Source organism: uncultured Gimesia sp. (assembly GCF_963972345.1).
Taxonomy (GTDB): Bacteria; Planctomycetota; Planctomycetia; order Planctomycetales; family Planctomycetaceae; genus Gimesia.
In genome coordinates this window covers 1-18,881 of record NZ_CAXAVM010000142.1, presented here as the reverse complement: position 1 = coordinate 18,881, position 18,881 = coordinate 1, and the positions used below count along the sequence as shown (strand labels likewise).

General features: G+C 50.9%; 11 protein-coding genes and 1 pseudogene. 4 read left to right on the top strand and 8 right to left on the bottom strand.

Annotation, left to right across the window (positions count from 1 at the left end):
* Together AACZ40_RS20420 and AACZ40_RS20415 are read left to right on the top strand one after the other, a co-directional pair.
* Window positions 1–225 (top strand): hypothetical protein (locus AACZ40_RS20420; RefSeq protein ID WP_339675643.1); only part of this gene is annotated, 225 nt, incomplete at its 5' end.
* 167 nt (window positions 226–392) lie between these two features.
* Complete coding sequence (locus AACZ40_RS20415) at window positions 393–1,529, top strand: hypothetical protein (protein WP_339675640.1); 1,137 nt, start codon at window positions 393–395, stop codon at window positions 1,527–1,529.
* A gap of 138 nt (window positions 1,530–1,667) precedes the next feature.
* On the opposite strand, the gene AACZ40_RS20410 is transcribed toward AACZ40_RS20415, so the two are convergent.
* From AACZ40_RS20410 to AACZ40_RS20390, 5 genes are all read right to left on the bottom strand, one after another.
* Entirely contained in the window at window positions 1,668–2,429 is a 762-nt protein-coding gene (locus AACZ40_RS20410) for a sigma-70 family RNA polymerase sigma factor (protein WP_339675636.1), read from the bottom strand.
* A gap of 99 nt (window positions 2,430–2,528) precedes the next feature.
* Window positions 2,529–4,955, bottom strand: coding sequence for a serine/threonine-protein kinase (locus AACZ40_RS20405; protein WP_339675645.1), 2,427 nt, complete (start codon window positions 4,953–4,955; stop codon window positions 2,529–2,531).
* A gap of 236 nt (window positions 4,956–5,191) precedes the next feature.
* Window positions 5,192–5,764 (bottom strand): hypothetical protein, encoded by a 573-nt coding sequence (locus AACZ40_RS20400; protein ID WP_339675633.1) that lies wholly within the window; start codon window positions 5,762–5,764, stop codon window positions 5,192–5,194.
* A gap of 89 nt (window positions 5,765–5,853) precedes the next feature.
* The gene (locus AACZ40_RS20395; protein WP_339675631.1) at window positions 5,854–7,767 is read right to left on the bottom strand and encodes a M48 family metalloprotease; all 1,914 of its coding nucleotides are present in this window, start codon (window positions 7,765–7,767) and stop codon (window positions 5,854–5,856) included.
* Window positions 7,768–7,801: 34 nt separating this feature from the next.
* Window positions 7,802–8,305, bottom strand: a complete 504-nt coding sequence (locus AACZ40_RS20390) for a hypothetical protein (protein ID WP_339675629.1) — start codon at window positions 8,303–8,305, stop codon at window positions 7,802–7,804.
* A 779-nt stretch (window positions 8,306–9,084) separates the two neighbouring features.
* Between AACZ40_RS20390 and AACZ40_RS20385 the strand changes: the two genes are divergently transcribed.
* Window positions 9,085–14,625, top strand: a complete 5,541-nt coding sequence (locus tag AACZ40_RS20385) for a CHAT domain-containing tetratricopeptide repeat protein (protein ID WP_339675627.1) — start codon at window positions 9,085–9,087, stop codon at window positions 14,623–14,625.
* Window positions 14,626–15,224: 599 nt separating this feature from the next.
* Here the strand turns inward: AACZ40_RS20385 and AACZ40_RS20380 are convergent.
* The 3 genes and pseudogenes from AACZ40_RS20380 to AACZ40_RS20370 form a co-directional block, all read right to left on the bottom strand.
* Window positions 15,225–15,827 carry a hypothetical protein gene (locus AACZ40_RS20380; RefSeq protein ID WP_291170457.1) on the bottom strand — a complete coding sequence of 201 codons (603 nt, stop codon included), beginning with the start codon at window positions 15,825–15,827 and terminating at the stop codon, window positions 15,225–15,227.
* A gap of 386 nt (window positions 15,828–16,213) precedes the next feature.
* Window positions 16,214–16,608 (bottom strand): annotated as a pseudogene (locus tag AACZ40_RS20375) (transposase); the annotation flags it as partial.
* A gap of 212 nt (window positions 16,609–16,820) precedes the next feature.
* Window positions 16,821–17,558: a hypothetical protein gene (locus AACZ40_RS20370; RefSeq protein ID WP_291170455.1), complete on the bottom strand. Its 738-nt coding sequence runs from the start codon at window positions 17,556–17,558 to the stop codon at window positions 16,821–16,823.
* 896 nt (window positions 17,559–18,454) lie between these two features.
* Here AACZ40_RS20370 and AACZ40_RS20365 point away from each other — a divergent pair.
* The coding region (locus AACZ40_RS20365) for a hypothetical protein (protein WP_339675623.1) at window positions 18,455–18,881 on the top strand (427 nt) is incomplete at its 3' end.

Genomic DNA, 18,881 nt, shown 5'->3' with positions numbered 1-18,881 from the left:
GCCTTCGGTGCTCAAGGGGAGTTTGCGATGGAAGTTCTGGCAGTCGATTCCTATGGCCAACAGAATCATAATTCCGACAATGGAACTTACAGAGTCAGCGGCAACACACTGATCGTGAACACCAGCGATGGTGCGGAACAGTCAAAGTTCTGGTTTGAAAATGGTGTTCTCTATGTGCAACTGGTTGCTGATGGAACTACCATGGCTTTCCAGAAAGCATCGTGAGTCTGGATGAAAGAGGTTGGTTGTGGAAAGCCCTCGTTCTTCGTGAACGGGGGCTTTTTTGTGGTCTGAAACATTCTCTGCAAAAAACTGTCCAATTGTCGTCACAAACGAGCTGCAGACCGGTATGGGAAGGCGTACACAACTCTTTCTCTTTAAGGAATACGACGATGAAAACTCCTGGCTGCACGACACGATCGAAGTTTACGTTTCTCGCCTGCTTCAGCTGCCTCATGCTCGCGAATTCGTTCTTTTACACGGCAAAAGCCGCCTCTTCTCGTCAGAATTTTCACATGAAACAGGTGAAGCTCTACGATTCGAACGGTTTCAAACAACCCATCGTTACCCGGACCTTTCTCATGCCGGCAGACTGGAAGGTTGCCGGCGGAGTGAAGTGGAATACGCACTACGACCAGAACCAGCCCGCCTATTTCGAGAGTTTTTCCGCGCTGAGCCCGGATGGGCAAGTCGGCTTTGATCTACTTCCATCCTATTCCTGGATCTGGTTCACCGATCCCTCACTGCGTCAGATGATGATTCAGACCGGCAATGCCGCACGTCTGGCGTCACCGCTTGATGCAATGGGAGTTGTGCAGGAATACATCATCCCGAACTATCGGCCGGGAGCCGTCATCGTTTCAGTAAAACCGCGCCCTGATCTTGCCAACGCACTGCGTCAACAGTTGATCAAACTGGGTTTAGCACAACTGGAAGCCAATGGTTGCCGGGTGACTCTGGATTTCGTTGAAGCACGAATCGCGTATACTCAAAACGGAGTACGGTATGTGGAGTCAGCAGTCGTTCAATTGTTCCGGAGCGACTTTCCTTCCACCGGCATGCAGTCCTTTACGGCTTCGAACATGTTCCTCTTCAAGGCTCCCGAAAAAGAATGGGAGGATCATCAGATCATCTACGCTACCGCATTGAGTTCGATGCGACAGAATCCCGCCTGGCTGAAAGCCATCAACCAGTTCCATAAGAACATGGCACGTATTCGTCAGCAGGGGGCCGTTCGTCGTCAGCAGATCATGAATCAGATGTACGAAGAAATGCGTGAGTCACAGCAGAAATCCTGGGAACATCGGCAGGAGTCCATCGATCATGTCGCTCGGGAATTCAGCGAATCCATTCGTGAAGTCGAAACGTATCATGACCCGGAAACGGGATATGATGTGGAACTGCCACAGGACTACGAGTACGCTTTTTCCAACGGGCTCGGTGACTATATCATCACAAACGATCCATTGTACAACCCGAATCAGGATCTACTGGAGAGTAACTGGCATCCACTACAGGCGGCTCCCTGATGAGTCGCCTGGGGGGGAATCCGAGATTCCTTATTTTCAGAATCGGCCCGGTAAAGAGACGGGGGCAAGCCGATTCGAAGAGGTCGCTCAGCTTCAACAGAAGTCAGGGCGGCCTCTTCTCGTTTTCAAACCCTGATTTCAGCGGGGATTTGAAGACCAGTCTGCCGGCAATACATCACGGATCCGTTCCAGCAGCTGCAGCTGGGCCAGCTCATCTTCGAGTCGCTCCGGGGTGGTGACATTAACCACGTCTGCGACTTCCGCAACAAGAAACTCAGCAAACCGGACACGAGCCCGGCGCAACTGCTGGCGAGCCTGATCCGCGCGAATCGGTTTGCCGATCTCCTGGCTCAGCCGCTCTGCCAACTCTTCCGAAGAGCAATCTGGATCATCGGTCCGAAATTTCAGGATGCTGTAAGCCACACTTCCTTCGTGGTTCTGCTGATAGTTCTCGAGCTGAGACCAGGCAAGATTCAGAATCTGATCTCTCCAGCTTTCCGTCCAGGCGACATCTGTTTCGTTTTCAGAGCTGTCCGCATTCAGGTCCAGATCGTAATCGACAGTCCGGCGGACTTTTTGTTTCGCCCACAGGTTACGAACCATGTTGCGAACTGCGACTTTAAGCAGATCTCGGAAACGTCCTTTCTGTGGATCTGCCCCGGCGAAGTCTCCCTGAAGCAGGCGGACCATAACATCCTGAGAAATTTCATCAGCCAGATGCTCGTCACGAGTGATTGCTCTTACGTAGCGACGAATTGCAGGGGAATATCTCATCACCAGATATTGTCTTGCCTCGGCGCTGCCATCCAGCGATTCACCATGAGCCCTTTGGATGACGCTCCAACGTGTTGGCTGTCCGTCGAAACGGGATACAAATTTTTCAGGTTCCAGATCTGACATCTCAATCTTCCAGGGGGGGTACTGTGGTGTGATGGTTTCTGCGTTATGGTTTCTGCGTTATGGTTTCTGCGTTATGGTTTCTGTCAGGGATTCCAGCTACTATTGTGTTCCAGGTTTGGGAGCATCCAACTTCGGTGGTGCTGTGGTGCGTTCTCGTTCGAGGCTGCGCAGCTTCAGTTTATCCAATTCCCCTTCGAGTTGATGTTTCAATGCGACCGTTTTCCAGTACGGGGAATCGTGATCGCTCTCGGTCGCGGTGTCCAGTTTCTCATAAATCTGCAGGCTCTCGTTTAAGATTGTGATTGCCTGTTGCAGCGACTTGAGCTGTTCGGGAGCAGTGGAATGCTGACGATCGCCTTCGAAGAGTAGTTCAGCGTACGATTTGAGTAAACCGGCCAGGATCGACTGTTGCTGTCGGGAATGATCGTTTCGCGCCAGAGCGATGGCCTCGCGTAGATGGTCAGCTGCCGCTTCATGACGAAATCGAAGCCGTTGTACGTCAGCCATCCGTTCGTGGGAGCGCAGATACTGATTGCGGAATTCATTCGGATTGGAGAGAAACAGCCTCTCTGAGAAATTCTGGTGTAACTGCGCCGTTTCCAGAGCTGCCTCCAGATCAGGTCTGGCGATCTCCAATGTCATTCGCTGTTCCAGAAACGTCAATAAGGACAGGACGAGAACTGGGCTCTCCGGAATTTCGTGGACCAGTGCCCGTTGTTGTTCGATAGCTTGCGTCAGTACGTAGTCGGCCTTGTCCTGCAGATCTTGCGTCTCAAGTATTCCCGCCAGACGGGATCTGACCTTTGCCTGCTGCCAGACAAGATGCAAGTCTTTGCGGGCGGGTTGCTCGAAGTAGGAAATGGCGTTTTCCAGATGCTCGCCGACGAGGGGTAATCTGTTTTCAAAGGTATCTTTCGGTGATGTTTCAACCACATCCGCCATCAACAGGGACAGTCGCGCCAGGAACTTTTTGAGGGCGGGTTCGTCGCCGGCTTTCTGGAGGTCGCGACTTGCTGTCATCAGTTTCTGGCAGCGATCGTAGCATTCCCGGCTGGGAAGCTGTTTCTGATCGAACTGGAGCATCAATCGGTCTGCATTCAGTCTGAGAAGTTGAATCTGGCGATCGGGACGCTGAATGGTGGCCAGTAAATCAGCAGCCTGTTGAACCTGTTTGCGGGCATCATCGTTTTGGCCGAGTTGCTGTTTCAATTGAGCCAGCTGAATCAATATTTCGGCCCGCGGCTGAGCCAGACTGGAGGCTGCAGCCCCCGATTGCTCCAGGTCTGCATAGAGTTGCAACGTATTATGATAGCTGTCCACAGCCTGCTGGAGACGCACATCGGTAGAAAAGAACGAATCGGACTGAATTTCGGCGATTCTTAAGTAGGCTTGCGCAATATACTCAGCGAGTGTCCGGTCGGCAGCGACGTCCTGTTCGAGTTGTTGGAGATGCTCCAGTGTTTTTGAAACCAGGTTTTCCTGTTGCTCACTACCGCCGCGAAGTTGTGCGATTTGGGGAATATGCTCATTCACCAGCCAGTTTCCGAGTTCCTGGCTCCCCTGGAACAGTCGTTCGGATCGATTCAGGGCGACCTGCAGACGATCAACGTGAAATGATACTCCGAGGACTGCCGCAATAATTGCAAGGAAGGAGACGGCTGATAATATCGTGTAGACAGGATGCCGACGAGCCCATTTCAAGCTTTTTTCCCAGTAGGGGGTTCGTCGTGCCTGGATGGGGCGATGATCCAGGAAGCGGCGAATGTCTTCGGCGAGCTCTGCGGCTGTCGCATAGCGTTTTTGGGGTTGCTTCTCGAGACATTTCAGGCAAATGGTTTCCAGGTCAGCGGGGACTCGCGGTTGCAGTTTGCGTGGGCTGATTGGTTCCTCGGTCAAGACCATCATGATTGTCTGCATCAGGTCGGGGGTCTGAAAGGGAGGACGACCGGTCAGGAGCTCATACAGTATCGCTCCAATGGCGTAGACATCGGTGGCCGGCGTAAACTGCTTTACAACACCACTCGCCTGCTCCGGCGCCATGTAACTGGGTGTTCCGATGATTTCGCCGGTTTGTGTATTCTGTTCGTCGCCGCCATGCAGACGTTTCGCCAGACCGAAATCCATTACCTTGATGCTCCCATCCTGTGTCAGCATGACATTGGATGGTTTGAGATCCCGGTGGAGAATTCCTGCCTGATGACACGCCTGGAGTGCTTCGGAGATCGCAAGAACCAATTTTGCTGACTCGATGGGAGATGGCAATTTGTCTCGCAGGGACTCGGACAACGTCACACCATCGATATACTCCATTGCCAGGTAAGGCAGACCGTTCTCCTCCCCCGCTTCATAGATCTGACAGACACCCGAATGAGCTACGGCTGCGACAGCCCTCGATTCTTCTCGAAAGCGTGACAACAGTGAAGGAGAGGTGGCCCCACCCTGGGCAATAACCTTGATCGCGACAAGCCGTTCCAGGTCAAGATGTTGTGCGAGATAGACACACCCCATTCCCCCCTGGCCGAGAATCGAGATCAGACGGAAGCCCGGTATGCTGGGGAACGGAACCCGTGCAACAGCCTCATTTGGCGGTTGATGCTGGCCCGCAACTGTGCCGACGTAAGTCGTATCAGCGTGAATATGCGTCTCGGCTTGATCTTCTGGCTTCAGCTTTCTCCTCCTGTGAAAAAAAAGAATCTCGCAAAGGTTTGATCAGTCGACCAAACCTTTGCGAAATATTTGTTGCGCGATAAAGGAGCAGTGGATTACTGTCCCGATGCGTTCAAGAGACTCTCGATCTCTTTTTTAAATCCCATCCGGTTCTGGTGCATATAGGCGCAAATCATCCAGAGCTGGCTGGGAGTCAGTGTGTCTGACGGTGCAGTCATATTGATGAAGACCGTATCAAATTTTTCGGGCATGCTGAAATAACCCAGGCCGGTTCGTTCGTTTTTGGTGGCGACTGCCTTGATAACAGCCGGAGGCAGGGAGCCTTCCTCGACCCCAGACACGAGTGAGTATGCCAGGATGCCGTAGATAAGTTCACCACGGAAATGTCCCAGTTCGCGAAGTTCGAATGTAATTTTGGAAGTCTCTCCATCCATCTCCCAGATCAACTGAAATATTTTGTTACCATTGTCTAAGGTCCGTTCACGCAGAAAGACATTGTCCGACATTTTCTCCAAGTTTGCTTTCAACTGTGCTGTTGCTTTCTCCCTTGCTTCAGCCGCTGCCTGTTCCTTGTCTTTCTCTTCCTGGGCGATGGCGGATCTGTCAGAGGTTACAATAACAAGCAGGGTCAAAGCCAACAGAGTTCGAATCATTACATGCAGGTTCATTCTGGTTTCCAATCTGTAAATTCTGTATCAGTTTTGTTGAGGTTTAAGTAGTAAGCTAACTCCAGTCAGTTTTCTGAAGCTGCGCTGCTTCAGCGTGTCTCGTTGACCGGCACGACCGCCACGACCAGTTCCTTTACGACTCCATTGTCGTATTGAACAGCAAGCCCGAGATCGCGATACAACTGGTGGTACTCCTTGACGTCGAACAGATGTGCCAGTTCAACATCCCATTCACCACCGAATCGTTTTTGGATTTCAGCACTTGGCATGCCCACGGAAACTTGGATCGATTCTCCGCCGAGCCCCGGGCGATTGACAGTGATGGATGGAGCAGCCTTACCATCAAGGATGATGGCCAGTACTTCCCGTGTCGCCAGCACTGTAATACCCAGATCTGTATACTTGTAGTATTTCAGATTCGTTCCTTCTACGACCGGAATTTCAACGTCGGCCGGTCCTAAATCGTCAATGAGTTGTTTCAGGCTCTGGCTGAGCCCGATTGCTTTTCCGTCAGGCAGTTTGACAACCGTCACTGGCCGCCAATCCTTGACTCCGGGTTTCCGAAATTCATTCTTGGCTTTCGAAGTGACCCCGGCTGCATTCGCCAGACTGACGTATTCGTCATAGGCGATCGGCCACCAGGAACTGGCTGCGGTCATGCCGTCCAGATACTCTTCAAACAGATTGAGAGCCGTCTGTTGTTTTTCCGGTTCCGGATTCACTGTGAGAGTTCTGGCCTGGTTATAACGCAAAGCAGATTCCATCGCTTTAACGGCTGCTCCATTGCCACGTACCGTTCTGGCTTTTGCCAGCAACCGTAAGGTGGAAGCTGTCAGTTCCGGACTGAATCCGCGTGCCGACCCGGAGTTGATCAGAATGGAAGCATGAACCAGGGGATCAAGTGTTTTAGCCTGATTTTCATCCTTGAGAGCGGTAAACACTTCATCAAACCAGCGTTCCGCCTGACCAACGTCTTTGCCGCCGGGATGAACCAGATAGGCTACTGCCAGATTGGCTTTGACCATCAGAAACGGATCTTTCAACCTTAACCGCTCCTTGAGTCGCAACGCTTCCCGAAAGGCACCGACGGCTTCAAACCATAACTTTTCATCCACGCCGCGAACCGCGGGTTCCAGTGAGTCCGGTCGGCGATAGAAACCCCCGACAACGAGTTGCCCCACATCAAAATTGCGCAGGTCGTTCGCATCAAGGCCATCGCAGTACTGCATCAACAGTGCATAACCAAGATTTGCCCAGGCTTCGTAGCATTCTGGAAATTCCTCGGTGACGTTTCGAAAACAGATTTCCGCGTGCGGATAATGCTGATTTTCCAAGAACATCACACCGGTCTGAAACGAACTGAGCGATTGCCACAAGGCCTTGGTTCGCTCATCATCGAACAGGTAGACAGCGCGATCTTCCCAGGAGGGGTGATTCAGTTTCAGCCCTTCAAAACGACAGTACGGAGGACCGTTGCCACGCCATCCATTGAGATCCTTGACAAGCCCGCGACGGGTATAACCGGCTTTGAATGCCAGTTTCATCCCGTAAACGTCAGCTTCAAGTTCCTTTTCGCGATCGGTTGCGAGTCGGACCATCTGCAGATCGTTCCCAAACTTCTGGAAAAATTCCATTTTCTTATGACTGTGTCGATAGTAAAGGTGCCCCAGTTCATGGCCAATCGTGAATGCCAGAGCTTCTTCATCAAATTTGGCAATCTTTTCAATCGTATCTACTGTCACCTCAATAAACGGGACATCGACACCGTTCTCAGTTCGAAATCCCGCAAATGCGTTGGCAAATCCGGGATCGATGACGGTGACTTTGGGCGGCCAGACTTCCCATCCTTCTGGCTTCTCCATAACGGCCAGTAATCTCTTCGTCACCCGATTCACAACCTCACGGTGCTTATCGGTCACCTCCCCGAACGATCGTTCGGGGAGCGTCCCGAGGAACATCCCCAGAAACAGCATGCAAAGCAGCGACCTAGTTAGATTAATCATTGTCTTCCCTTTCCTTAGTAAGGTGCCCGTTGCACTAGTCCACAAGACGCAACTGTGAGAAGACATCCAGATTGATCGAAGAATTCTCTTCGCCTGTCCCATCGGGAGCATTTCTCGCCGACAGGGAGGCAGGCAAACTGATCTGGCCCTGGTTCCCGGCTTTCGTGGTATTGAGCGAAAATTTCAACGAATCCGATTTGGGAGAAGATGCCACGGACGACGATGTCCGGCCAAGTTGACCGATCGCCTCATTCTTGTTCAGAACGGCGTTTCGATTGTCTGATTGACTGTTCCGGCTGAGGGAACCGGCCGCCAAGTGAGTGGCAGTATCTTGGCGCGCAAAAGAGGTGGCTTCAGGTGGTTTCGCAATCGTTCCGGAAGCGGAAGCCTTTGAGACTTCCAGGTTTGAAGCGGGGTCTGTGATTCGTGACGATGCATCGGGGAATGTAACTTCCTGAGCAGCAACATGGTTCAGGGATACGTAGACCAGGTTACCGGCGATACACGCAGTCAGAATGGAACTTTTCATCTTTTTCATAGTACTCTCCTGTTGGGTTGCTCATGTTCTCCAGCTGGGGAACAGTATTGCGTGTTAATGCAGTTTACATTTCGCAAAATATCAGGTGCAAACCTCGAAGTATGAACTTTCGACTTTGCACCAGCGCACTCTCCCGTACAGCGGACTACTCGACTTGTGACAGGCGATTTGCAAAAAAATTATGAAAAAAGCTATTACACAGGAAATCAGAATCCATCTCGATCGGAAATGTCTGAGTCCGGTGCTTGTTTGTGATTTTACCTTCCCAGTTATTGTTCCAACGTCAGAGAGAGAATTGTGGTTCGATGGGTGCTGGAATCATATCAAAACCCCGAAGAACGCAACCTGCTGCAAACACAGCAGGGGGCTGATACTCGCGTACATTATGCGGTCGCGATTCTTTGTAGTCAAGCCGCCATTGCTAATTACGCAGTGGGCCTTCTGCAGGCTCAGCAATTATTTGAGAATGAGTAAACACTCCTCAACTTGTCCTGAAATGATTCCACGTTTCCGTTCTTCATGTGTGCTTTTCCGGATAACGAACAGCGTTCCCGTGGATAACTGGGAGTTGACTGGGATCGGATTTGAGCCGGGGACCTTTGCTGGAAACGGCATTTGGATCGTGGGGCGACATCCTGACGGGCTAAACTAGCTTGACCTCTGTTCAAGCCAAGGCGATAATGAGAATAATTAAGCTCGGATTCTCACTGTATGACGATTGCGGAGTCTTCAGAACGATGGGACACCTGCCAGAGAAACAATTATTGGGAGTCTAGTACGTGCCAGCATCCCATAATTTCTCTGCCATGGGCGTGGGGGTACTCGCTCTCCTGTTCTCACTTTGCGCCTGGTTTGCCAGTCCGGGAGTAGCACTTCAACCAGAGCTTCTTAAAGCACAACAACCAGATCAGCCGCTTGTTGCACCGCGGCCTGCAATCACTTCCGACACCAGTGCTGCAAAGCAAAGACGCAAGCTGCTGACAAGGATGGAAGCGGTTTGGCTCGAAGGGAATCTCACGGAAGCGATCGCGCTCGCCAAGAAGGTCTACCAACTCGAACAGCAGATCTATGGTTCCAGGTCAGACGAGGCAGCGTGGAGGCTTCGCGATCTTGCCAATTACTCTCTGGAGAATAATCAGGCTGCTGCCGCATTTCAGTACGCAAACCAGTCGTTGAAAATCGTCAATAGTCTGCATCAGCCCGAGTCCTGGAAAACGGAAGACGCACTTCGCTTTCAACAGACACTGACCGCGATTTCCGACCTGCCTCTCACAAAACGTATGAAATTTCTGAACGCAGAACGGGACTTCCAGAATGGTCTGCTCAAGAACGACTATCGAGCTGCGTTAGAGGCGAATCGTCTGCGTGCCGGCGTGTTGCTCGAACTGCTGGGAGATCGCCATCTCAGCGTGATCGAAGCTTTGTTAAGAAGCCAGGAACTGTTGATTGTGATGAACGACCCGAGTTCCTCGGTCACACAAATACAGCGGCTCGATCAACTGATTCCTCAGGTCACGAAGAGTCCGCATCCCGTACATGGTTACTTACATAAAGTCTGGGCCGACCAGGCACTGTATACTGGCGCCACTGAGCCCGCCGATGACCATTTCCGAAAATCCGTTGAAATCTACGAGCAGTCCGACACGGATTTCCTGCCGGATTATGCGATCACTCTCAACAACTACGGTCTGCTTCTGATGCAGACCGGCCGGTATGCCGAAGCCCATGACGCGCTGAAGAAAGCCTGCCATCTCTTGAGAAATCGAGTCGGCCTCATCAATTCCCAGACGCGACTGCTTGAGTACAACCTCGTCAGTCTCGAGCAATATCTCAGTCAACAGGCGTTGCTGGAGCATAACTGGGAGACCTCTCAGAGCTATCTCGAAAACAGCCTTGCCACCCTGAAACAGATTGAAGCCGATACGGGAAAGAGTCAGCACCAGATACGGGACATTGAGTGGGAACTGAAGGTTTTGCGGCGCTGTCGAAAAATGAATCAAGATTCATTGCAGGACATGGACCGTTGCCTGGTTCTGCAAAAACAGATTGATACAAAAAAGAATGCGGGAGAGGGAAACGCAGCGTTGGAATTGAGCCGTGAGTATCGCAGGCTGATCCAGAAGTTGTTCGGGGAGGATACTCCGTCAGCCATACGTGCGGATTTTCAGGTCGCGAAACACATGCAAGGACGCGATGTAAAGCTCACCCACTACAAGTTGCTTCTCAAACCCATGAGCACGGTGCTGGGGGATGACCATCCGACGTACGCAGAACTTTTGATCGAAATTGCAGACTGGACAGAACCGGCTTCCGCACAAACATTGGAACAGGCTGAGACCGCTATTGGGGTCTACGAGCAGAATTCCTGGCACCAGACCTGGGAATACGCACACGCCCTGCGAATTGTCGGTAGGATACGAAATACACTGCGCCATGATAACGCCATCGACGCGCTGCTCAAGGCGGAAGGCGTCCTGAAAGCGCTGCGCCTCACCAGCGGCATCGAATATCTCATCACTATGAACGAACTTCTGTTCTACTACCGTAATACTGGTCAGCTAATTGAAGCGATTCCTTATTGCGAAATTGCAGAAAAGTTGGCGCGGCAGCTTCTGAATGCCGATCGAGGTCTTGCCGCACAAACCTGCAATCAGGTCGCTACGATCTACGAAACTCTGGGACGGACCGATGAGGCCCTTCAGAACTATTTGCGAGCGGTCAATATTTTCGATGAACTTGCAAGTCCTCCCACCCGCGGCCATCTGATCACATTGAAGAACGTCGCGGGACTCTATCGCAAGCAACAACAATACGTATCCGCGGAAGACTTCTTTCGACGATTTCTGAAAATGGTCGAAACACCCGGTTTGTACGATCGGGGATTACAGGTTGATGCCGTGCTGACACTCACTTCCATGTATCAGGAGCAGGAACGGTATGACGAGGCACGCAGCTTGCTCGACCAACTGGATGGGACCTTGCAGCAGGATCAGAAAATCTCTCCTCTCTGGTGCGATATTCGACTGGCACAGATCTCGCTTGAGCAGAGGGACGAAAATCCACACAAAGCGGTTAAGCTGTTTGAGGTATTGTGGAACGTGCTCGACAAAGGTACGTACTCGCCGAAGTCAACGTCGATGTTGAAAGACGGTCCTTCTCCTGTTTTAAAGCTGGAACGTCCGCAGATTTTCAAGGCACGAGAGTGGTTGAGATTTCTCCAGCAGGTGAAGGGGATTGCCAGGCAGTTTTCGGACCCGGAGCCACACTTGCGTGTTCTCAGCGTTATCCGAGATCATGCCCGAGAGTTGGCTCAAAGTGAACCGTGGCATCTGGCCGATGCGGAAAACGAACTGCGTGAGGCACGCAAACTTGCTGGCCTGTCTTCTGAAGCACGTAAGAAATTGAAGGAGGCTAAGGATCTGGAGTCACAGGCGCTCGATGAGTCCGAGAGCGAGGCCACGGCAGATCGGATCTCTCTGCTGGAAAGAGTGCTGGCAACCAGGACTGAGATTCTGGGACTCAAACACCGCGACATCGCGACCACCTGTCTTGAGTTGGCCAAGCTCCAGAGGAAAGCAGGACGGATCAGCAGTGCTCTTGAGTCTTATCGCAAGTCCGTCCGCATTCGAGTCGATTTGCTGGGCGATCAACACGCGGACAGTGCGGAAGCGAAATCAGAGGCCGCTCTCGGTGCGCTGGCGGCCGGAGAAGCTCAGCAGGCTAAGCAATGGTTAAATGAGGCGATCAAAACTCAAACGGACATTTTGGGGGAGAACGCTCCGGCCCTGGCGGAAAGTTATCATCGGCTTGTGAAGTATCACAGTTATCAAGGGCAGTATGCCGAAGCGCTGGAACTGGCTCAATCAACCTGTCAGCGATTTGAAGCCGTCTTTGGTAAAATGAGTCTGAAGAATGCGGAAGCCCTGAAAACGCTTTCTGCAATTTATTCAGCCCTCGGGAATGACATGCAGGCCATCTATCCGTTGCTGGAATCCATGGAAATCGTCAATGGTCTTGGCGTTGATCCCCGTGCTGAGACCGAATTCATCCTTGCAGCCGGCTGGCAACTCCTGCAATTTCCTCTCTCTCATCCCCCTTTACAGGAAGTCGTTGATGAATTGGTTGAGAAACTGAAGTCGACAGATCCCGATTCGAAAGCCTACGCGAATGCACTTGAGCTCCGAGGCATGTTGAGCTTCAATCAGAAGAAGTATGTGGAAGCTGAGAAGTATTTTCAGAATTCGCTGCAGATTTATAAAAAGTTCTACCAAAACCCCAGTCATCCACAGATTTCAGAGCTCCTGCACAATCTCGGGGCAGTGGCCCTCAATCGCGGCGACCTCAAACACGCAGAGCAGTATCTCGAGAAAGCAAACAGTTCCAGAATTAACCGCAGCGGCGCATTGACCGAACTTCAGTTCCTGATTTTCTACAACCTGGCAGAAGTGAAGGCGCGCCTGGGTAAGACCGCTGACGCCCTGGAATTCCTGAAGCGTTGTTTTGAAATTGATGAACGTTCTTTGATGTCAAATCTAGTCCTACGGCCGGAAGCCGCTCTGACCAAACTCCTGAACAACCGGTTTAATCTATATTCACTACTCGTGACTCTGCAACTCTCAGGGCAGCTTCCGGAGAGCTCTGTTTCAGAAGTGTTCTCGCGGTTCTTGGGACGCAAGGGGCTGGCATTAGACATCGCCTGTCAGATGACTGCTGCTCAGAACGCCCTGATTCATGACGAAAACATCGCCAGCAAGCTCCAAGAAATCCAGCAGCTCAGGATCTGGCTGGCAGAGTTAAGCGTGACCGGAGTGGAAGTCGAGGAGCAGCAACTGGCGGATGACGGGATGAAATTCGTTCCGAACCGTCAAACCAAAACTGTGCTCCGCATACAGGAACTGCAAGAACAGGTCGCTCTCGCCATCCGTGGGGCCGGTCTGCAATTGCAATTGACGGGCGTGGATGTCGAGCAGATACGCGGAAAACTTGCTCCTCGTAGTGCTCTCATCGAGTTTGTCGTCAGCGGCCTGATTGATCTGAAAGATCCGGCCTCGCGAGTAGGAGACGACCCGCACCTCCTCGCCTTCTTTCTGCCATCCGATACAACGCGGGCTTGTCGCCTCGTCGATCTGGGGCGAATGAAGGACATCAACGATCAGATTGAGAAACTTCGGGGTCATATTGAACGTGTTCCCCGATCGCTGCGTTTCATGTCCGAGGAAGAACTGGAGTCTCAGTATCAGGAATTGAGTTCCAGTCTGTACCGCCAACTCCTGCAGCCGTTTGACGCGGAATTATCGAACCTTGAAAACCTCGTCATCGCCCCTGACGGGCAGCTCCATTTCATTCCGTTTGCCGCGTTAAACCGTGCCAATGGTCATTATCTGGTTGAGGACCTGGCCATCAGCTATGTCTCTTCCGGGCGGGACCTGCTCCGGGAAAATGCCGCGCCCGGACGCGGGACTCTGGTGCTTGCCGATCCGGATTATGACGCGACTCGCAAGGAACGGATCACGACAGCGAAATCACTGGGAATCGACTTGTCACCTAATCTCAGCCTTGCACTGCGCGGTGCCGGGCAGATGGAACTGAGATCGCTCCGGTGGCGGCCACTACCGGGCGCCCGGGAAGAAGCGGAATCTGTTCAGACTCAACTGAAGGATTCCATTTACGGTCCCGTGCAGGTTTTCTATGGAGGGGACGCGGCTGAAGAAGTCTTCAAGACTGTGGTTTCTCCCAGGATCATACACCTTGCAACTCACGGATTCTATCTCCCTCATGAAACTGCCGGAGCATTCAACGAGAGTCGATCCGTGAAGCGATCTTCTGGTTCGGCTCTGGGAAGACTGCGCTACGTCGACAATCCATTGATGCGATCCGGACTTGTTCTCGCTGGAGCCAATCAACTGGCGACAAACAGTGAGGAGAGAACCGTCGATCTTGAGGACGGTTGGCTGACTGCTCAGGAAATTTCATCAATGAATTTCCGCAATACGGAACTGGTTGTGTTAAGTGCATGCGAGAGCGGCCTGGGAGATTCTGAATTGGGGCACGGGGTGCGGGGATTGCAACGCGCATTTTTAGTTGCTGGAGCCCATAGCCTGCTGATGAGTATGTTCGAAGTACCGGATAAAGAGACGCGCGAACTGATGGGATTGTTTTATCAGCATTTCGTACAAACTGGCGATCAAGTCAAGTCCATGCAATTTGCCCAGCAAAAACTCATTTTACAGAGGCGGACTCAAAGCGGATCTGCTCACCCATTCTTCTGGGCGAGCTTCTTCATCGTCGGGCAGCCAGAAGCAACTCCTGTTGGTAAATGAATATCAGGAAGTCTGGCTTTGCTAGTAGAACAGCTGCTGATTGGCCAGTTTAGCAGTTGACAAAATCGGCTCGGCCATACGCTTTGCCCTTCTGATTGTCACGACATCCTAGAACTGGCTTCACAACTTATTAAGTAAGGTGAACATACACGCGAGTTGTGCGAATCCTAAAACAAATGACTGTATCGTTCATACGGTATTAACAGGCGAGGAAAATCGAACAGCCAGTTCACGGTGTGTTCGACTATCCAGCGGCGTTGATATCGCCGCAAAGCACACCCGTCTTGCGTCGCTGGGCGAACAGGCCGGAGACAACCTCAAAGACCTCAAACTGAAATACCTCAAGACCTTTAACCGGTCTACGATGTCAAAGAGCTGGGAGACCTCAGGCCCGACGAAGACACGTTCGCCTCATCCTCAATTAGTCCCGAAGCCTGAATAGTATCTCAAGTTCTGGTTAAGGAAGAGGCACGTCAAGAGGGTCTTTTCGTATTGATAGCCATTCAAGTAACACATAGACCTCAATGCATGATAATTTCGTGTCTTGTACGATAATCCGTCAGTTGTGGAGGCTCATTCTAGAAGAGAGAGAATCGTAGTTATTCTTCTGAGAGTTTGGTCCGCGTGACCGCATATGACTGTGCCATATACCAGAAAAAACGAGTGAATATGAAGCAGATAAAAAGCATCCCGATCCAAAATATCCACAATTCTCCTTTAGCCAATCTCGGATAGTAGATGGTGATGATTGGGGAGGGCAAAGTCACGAGAAATCCCAATCCAAAAAGCAAGGACATTGTGTAGCATAGAATGGAGTACCCGCGGTCGCCCTCAATCATCACAGCGTCTGGATTCCGTCGTCTTACTTCTGCTTTCAATTCCTCTAATACATCTTTGAAAGTATCACTAAGATCTCTAGCCTTTATTTTTCGACGACCAAACCCCAAGAAGTAACTCGATAGAAACAGGATCGACTTCCCTTGCTTAGGAATGATGCGTGCGAAAACGTACGTGAACGACTTTTTGTTCTCGTCGAAGGCGTAACCTCCATCATAAATATGCAGTTTGTCGACATCCTCGAAACGGATTTCCCGCTTCATCGCTCCACTTTTGTCGAGCAACTGAATTGTTTCGTCGGTTACTTGCACTGATGCTTCTTTATTAAACGCACTTTGACGGAATATGTGTTGTGTGTAATTCACGTTATCGCCTCCAACCGTGAAGATTTAGCGGTGCACTGAATCAGGTCATCCATCGAATGTAAATTGTATCTCAGCGGGTTACAAATAAAATAACATCGCCTCATTTTAAAGCATGTTACCACCGAGAGATTGATTTTTCCACGAGGATCCTACTTTTTCATCCACTGCTGACACTGATTGCGAGTGCTTCCGACAGCCTGTTGGCCAAATACGTCCTCTACTTGAAAAATGAGAACCGGATTCTGCGGGACCGTATTTCAGGAGAGATTCATACAAAATCCCACGAACGTGCGCAGCTCCTGAAATATGACAAGCCACTCGGGAAAAGCGATCAACGAACTGATCACGCTCGTCACACCCGGGACCTTTCATCGCTGGGTACCCTACCTCCGTTGCGTGGAACGGGATTGTCCCAGGACACGACAGGCCCGACGTTCCGAAACCTGATCATGTCCCAGGGAATCTCTCACGAAATTCAGCGCCTTACTCCGTTTCGACAGGCTCAGTAGTTTTCCGAGGCAGCTTCCCGCAAAATGGCTTTATCCAGTTCCGACTCCGCCAGCAACTTCTTGAGTCGAGCATTTTCCTTCTCCAGCACTTTCAGACGTTTTGCCTGGTCCATCCGCAAACCGCCATATTCCCGACGCCACTTGTAGTACGTCTGCTAATGGATTACCAGCTTTTTGCACATCAGGGGAATCGTCATCCCCTGGGCAAGATGAACTTCGGCTTCCCGGAGCTTCGAAATGATCGATTCGGGTGAATCACGCTTGGTGGACATGTTGCCTCCTCCTCAATTGGTCCAGAAACCTGATTAGTATATCAAGTTCTGGACGCGGTTAAGGGGGGCAAGGTCAAAAGGGCCGCCCATCTATTCTTCTGGGCGAGTTTCTTCGTCCTGGGCAACTCGGACCGTTGACTCGCAGATTGATTAAGAATTTTTGTCAGATCCGGGATGCCATACTACGATGATCGCTAAAATACTGGCACGCGTCACTTAATCACAGCTCCATTGCCCCACACCTCACCGATCTGACGAATGACCTCGTTGACAATTTCGCCAGGTCCCATGCTGCCTCCGGGTCGCGCAGCAGCTGGTAATAACAGAGGTGCCTGCCCAACGATTTTTCCTGTTTTGAGCCTCACCAGAAAGACATCACATGGTATATCTTCCGTCGGGCGACCGTGTTCGTCATAAATGCTCGGCTTCATCTCTCGGCTGCGTCCGACGATCAGATACTTCAGTGACAAAGTCTTTTGGAGCATTTTTTCCATATCGGATCCATCACTCTCGAGCGCGGAAGAGACCATGGGATTATCATCGCCCATCCATGCAATCGTATGTTGAAAATCATCACCATCGATTGAAAAACGCTGATGCTCGTAGTCTCCAGCCGTCAGGTCACTCGATCCAATCAAATCAGGCGTTTGATAAGTTTTCAAATAACTTAAAGAGATCATTGAGGTGTTAGTTAGTTCCGCATCACCCACGATTAAAATCGGTTTTGGATCCAGCGTGAGATCGAGTTTCGTATCCTCCACCGGAGTGAGTCCATCAATACGAGATATGACATCTTCCAACGTCGAATGTAGCGACTCAAACTGTGATTGATATTGTTGAATCACTTCCCCGTTCGTAGGTCCGAATTGAAAGCCAGTCCGTACGCCGTAGCGCACGAGTGCCAGTAACATAAAACCGACAATCAATGCTTGAGGGGCATACTTTTTCATAATGTTCTTTCAAAAACCGTAACGTACGAGACTTTGCAGAAATCACAGCAAAGCATGTGTCCTAAAACGTCTGCTCAGTCTCTTACTGTCATTCATGGTCTGACTCACTCGCTTACTTTTACCTTGTATCAATTAATCACGCGGTATCACTGTCAGTAGCTAAATCCGTGAGAAGTTCCATAACTGTATGCGTGAATTGATCGTTCAAGCCTCTACCTATTATGAATTGATGCGAGCCAATTTGTGTGACATCAAAAATCGCCCCCAACAACTCGTCGACGGGTTGCGTGAAGAATAACCTGCCCCCGCGGACGATACACGTTATCTTACCGTTCCCGGTGGTGATCTCTATCCTAATTTGCCAGCTTCCGACACCGTTGGTAGATAGCCCGGAGAACGATGCGGGCTGACCGCATTCTATTCTCTTCTTCTGTATTCGATCAACAACTTCGTCTCCTGCAAAGTGGCAGGTGGTTGAAGTTCCCCAGAAAAAACATGTAAACTTTCTGAGGATGAGATTTGTGGCCAATAGTGTATGTGAACTATTGTTCGATATCCTGGCCGATATTGTATTTCAGGACTGGTTGCCTGCTTTTCCTTCTCCTTGATCAACCGCGTCGGGATTTTTACGGGGGGAGTTCATTTTCATGTAGCGATTTATCATTAAGTGACTTCATTTCCTCATGTTACGCACAATGGCCGAATCTAGATTACACTTGTAAAACCGGAGTTTTTGAACGAATTCGGTGCATTTTTCCCACAGACTGGACTCAAATCATCAGGAAAACAGAAAAAAACTTCTCTGGAGTGTCACAACTCAGAGGGTGGCGTGTAAGGGAATTGTCTCAACGAGAGCAACCTCAAAAAAACACAACCTTTTTCTTCTGGAGCCTGACATGACATTCAACATTAACACAAAACTGTTTCGACAATTCTGCAACAAAACACTGGTCAAAAGCCTGCTTTGTGGAGCAGTTGCTTTCAACACTCTGGGCGATCCAAGTTTCGCTGCCGCAGCTGCCCCGATCTCTGATGCTTCCGAGTATGAAGAGTGGGGACTTGATTATCCTGGTGGCACTCCTGGCAAGGGGGCTCAGAAGGGATCAGAAGCACCAGTCAAACGACCTGCTCCGCAAACTCCCACTACCCAATCTCCTGTAGAGAACCCGGCAGCCTTGATGGGGGGAACGGTACCTCAAGAAATTGCCGACTCATTTGAGCAGGCTGCCGTGCATGTGATCGTGTTCTACGCTGATGGCAAGCACATAATGATGCCCGGGTGGGTCGTTGATACGGAACGTCGCATTATCCTGACATTCGCAC

Excerpts from the sequence above, each read along its gene's own strand:
- AACZ40_RS20415 (WP_339675640.1), top strand. The coding sequence starts at position 393 with ATGAAAACTCCTGGCTGCACGACACGATCGAAGTTTACGTTTCTCGCC.
- AACZ40_RS20400 (WP_339675633.1), bottom strand. The coding sequence starts at position 5,764 with ATGAACCTGCATGTAATGATTCGAACTCTGTTGGCTTTGACCCTGCTT.
- AACZ40_RS20370 (WP_291170455.1), bottom strand. The coding sequence starts at position 17,558 with ATGAAAAAGTATGCCCCTCAAGCATTGATTGTCGGTTTTATGTTACTG.
- AACZ40_RS20395 (WP_339675631.1), bottom strand. The coding sequence starts at position 7,767 with ATGATTAATCTAACTAGGTCGCTGCTTTGCATGCTGTTTCTGGGGATG.
- AACZ40_RS20410 (WP_339675636.1), bottom strand. The coding sequence starts at position 2,429 with ATGTCAGATCTGGAACCTGAAAAATTTGTATCCCGTTTCGACGGACAG.
- AACZ40_RS20390 (WP_339675629.1), bottom strand. The coding sequence starts at position 8,305 with ATGAAAAAGATGAAAAGTTCCATTCTGACTGCGTGTATCGCCGGTAAC.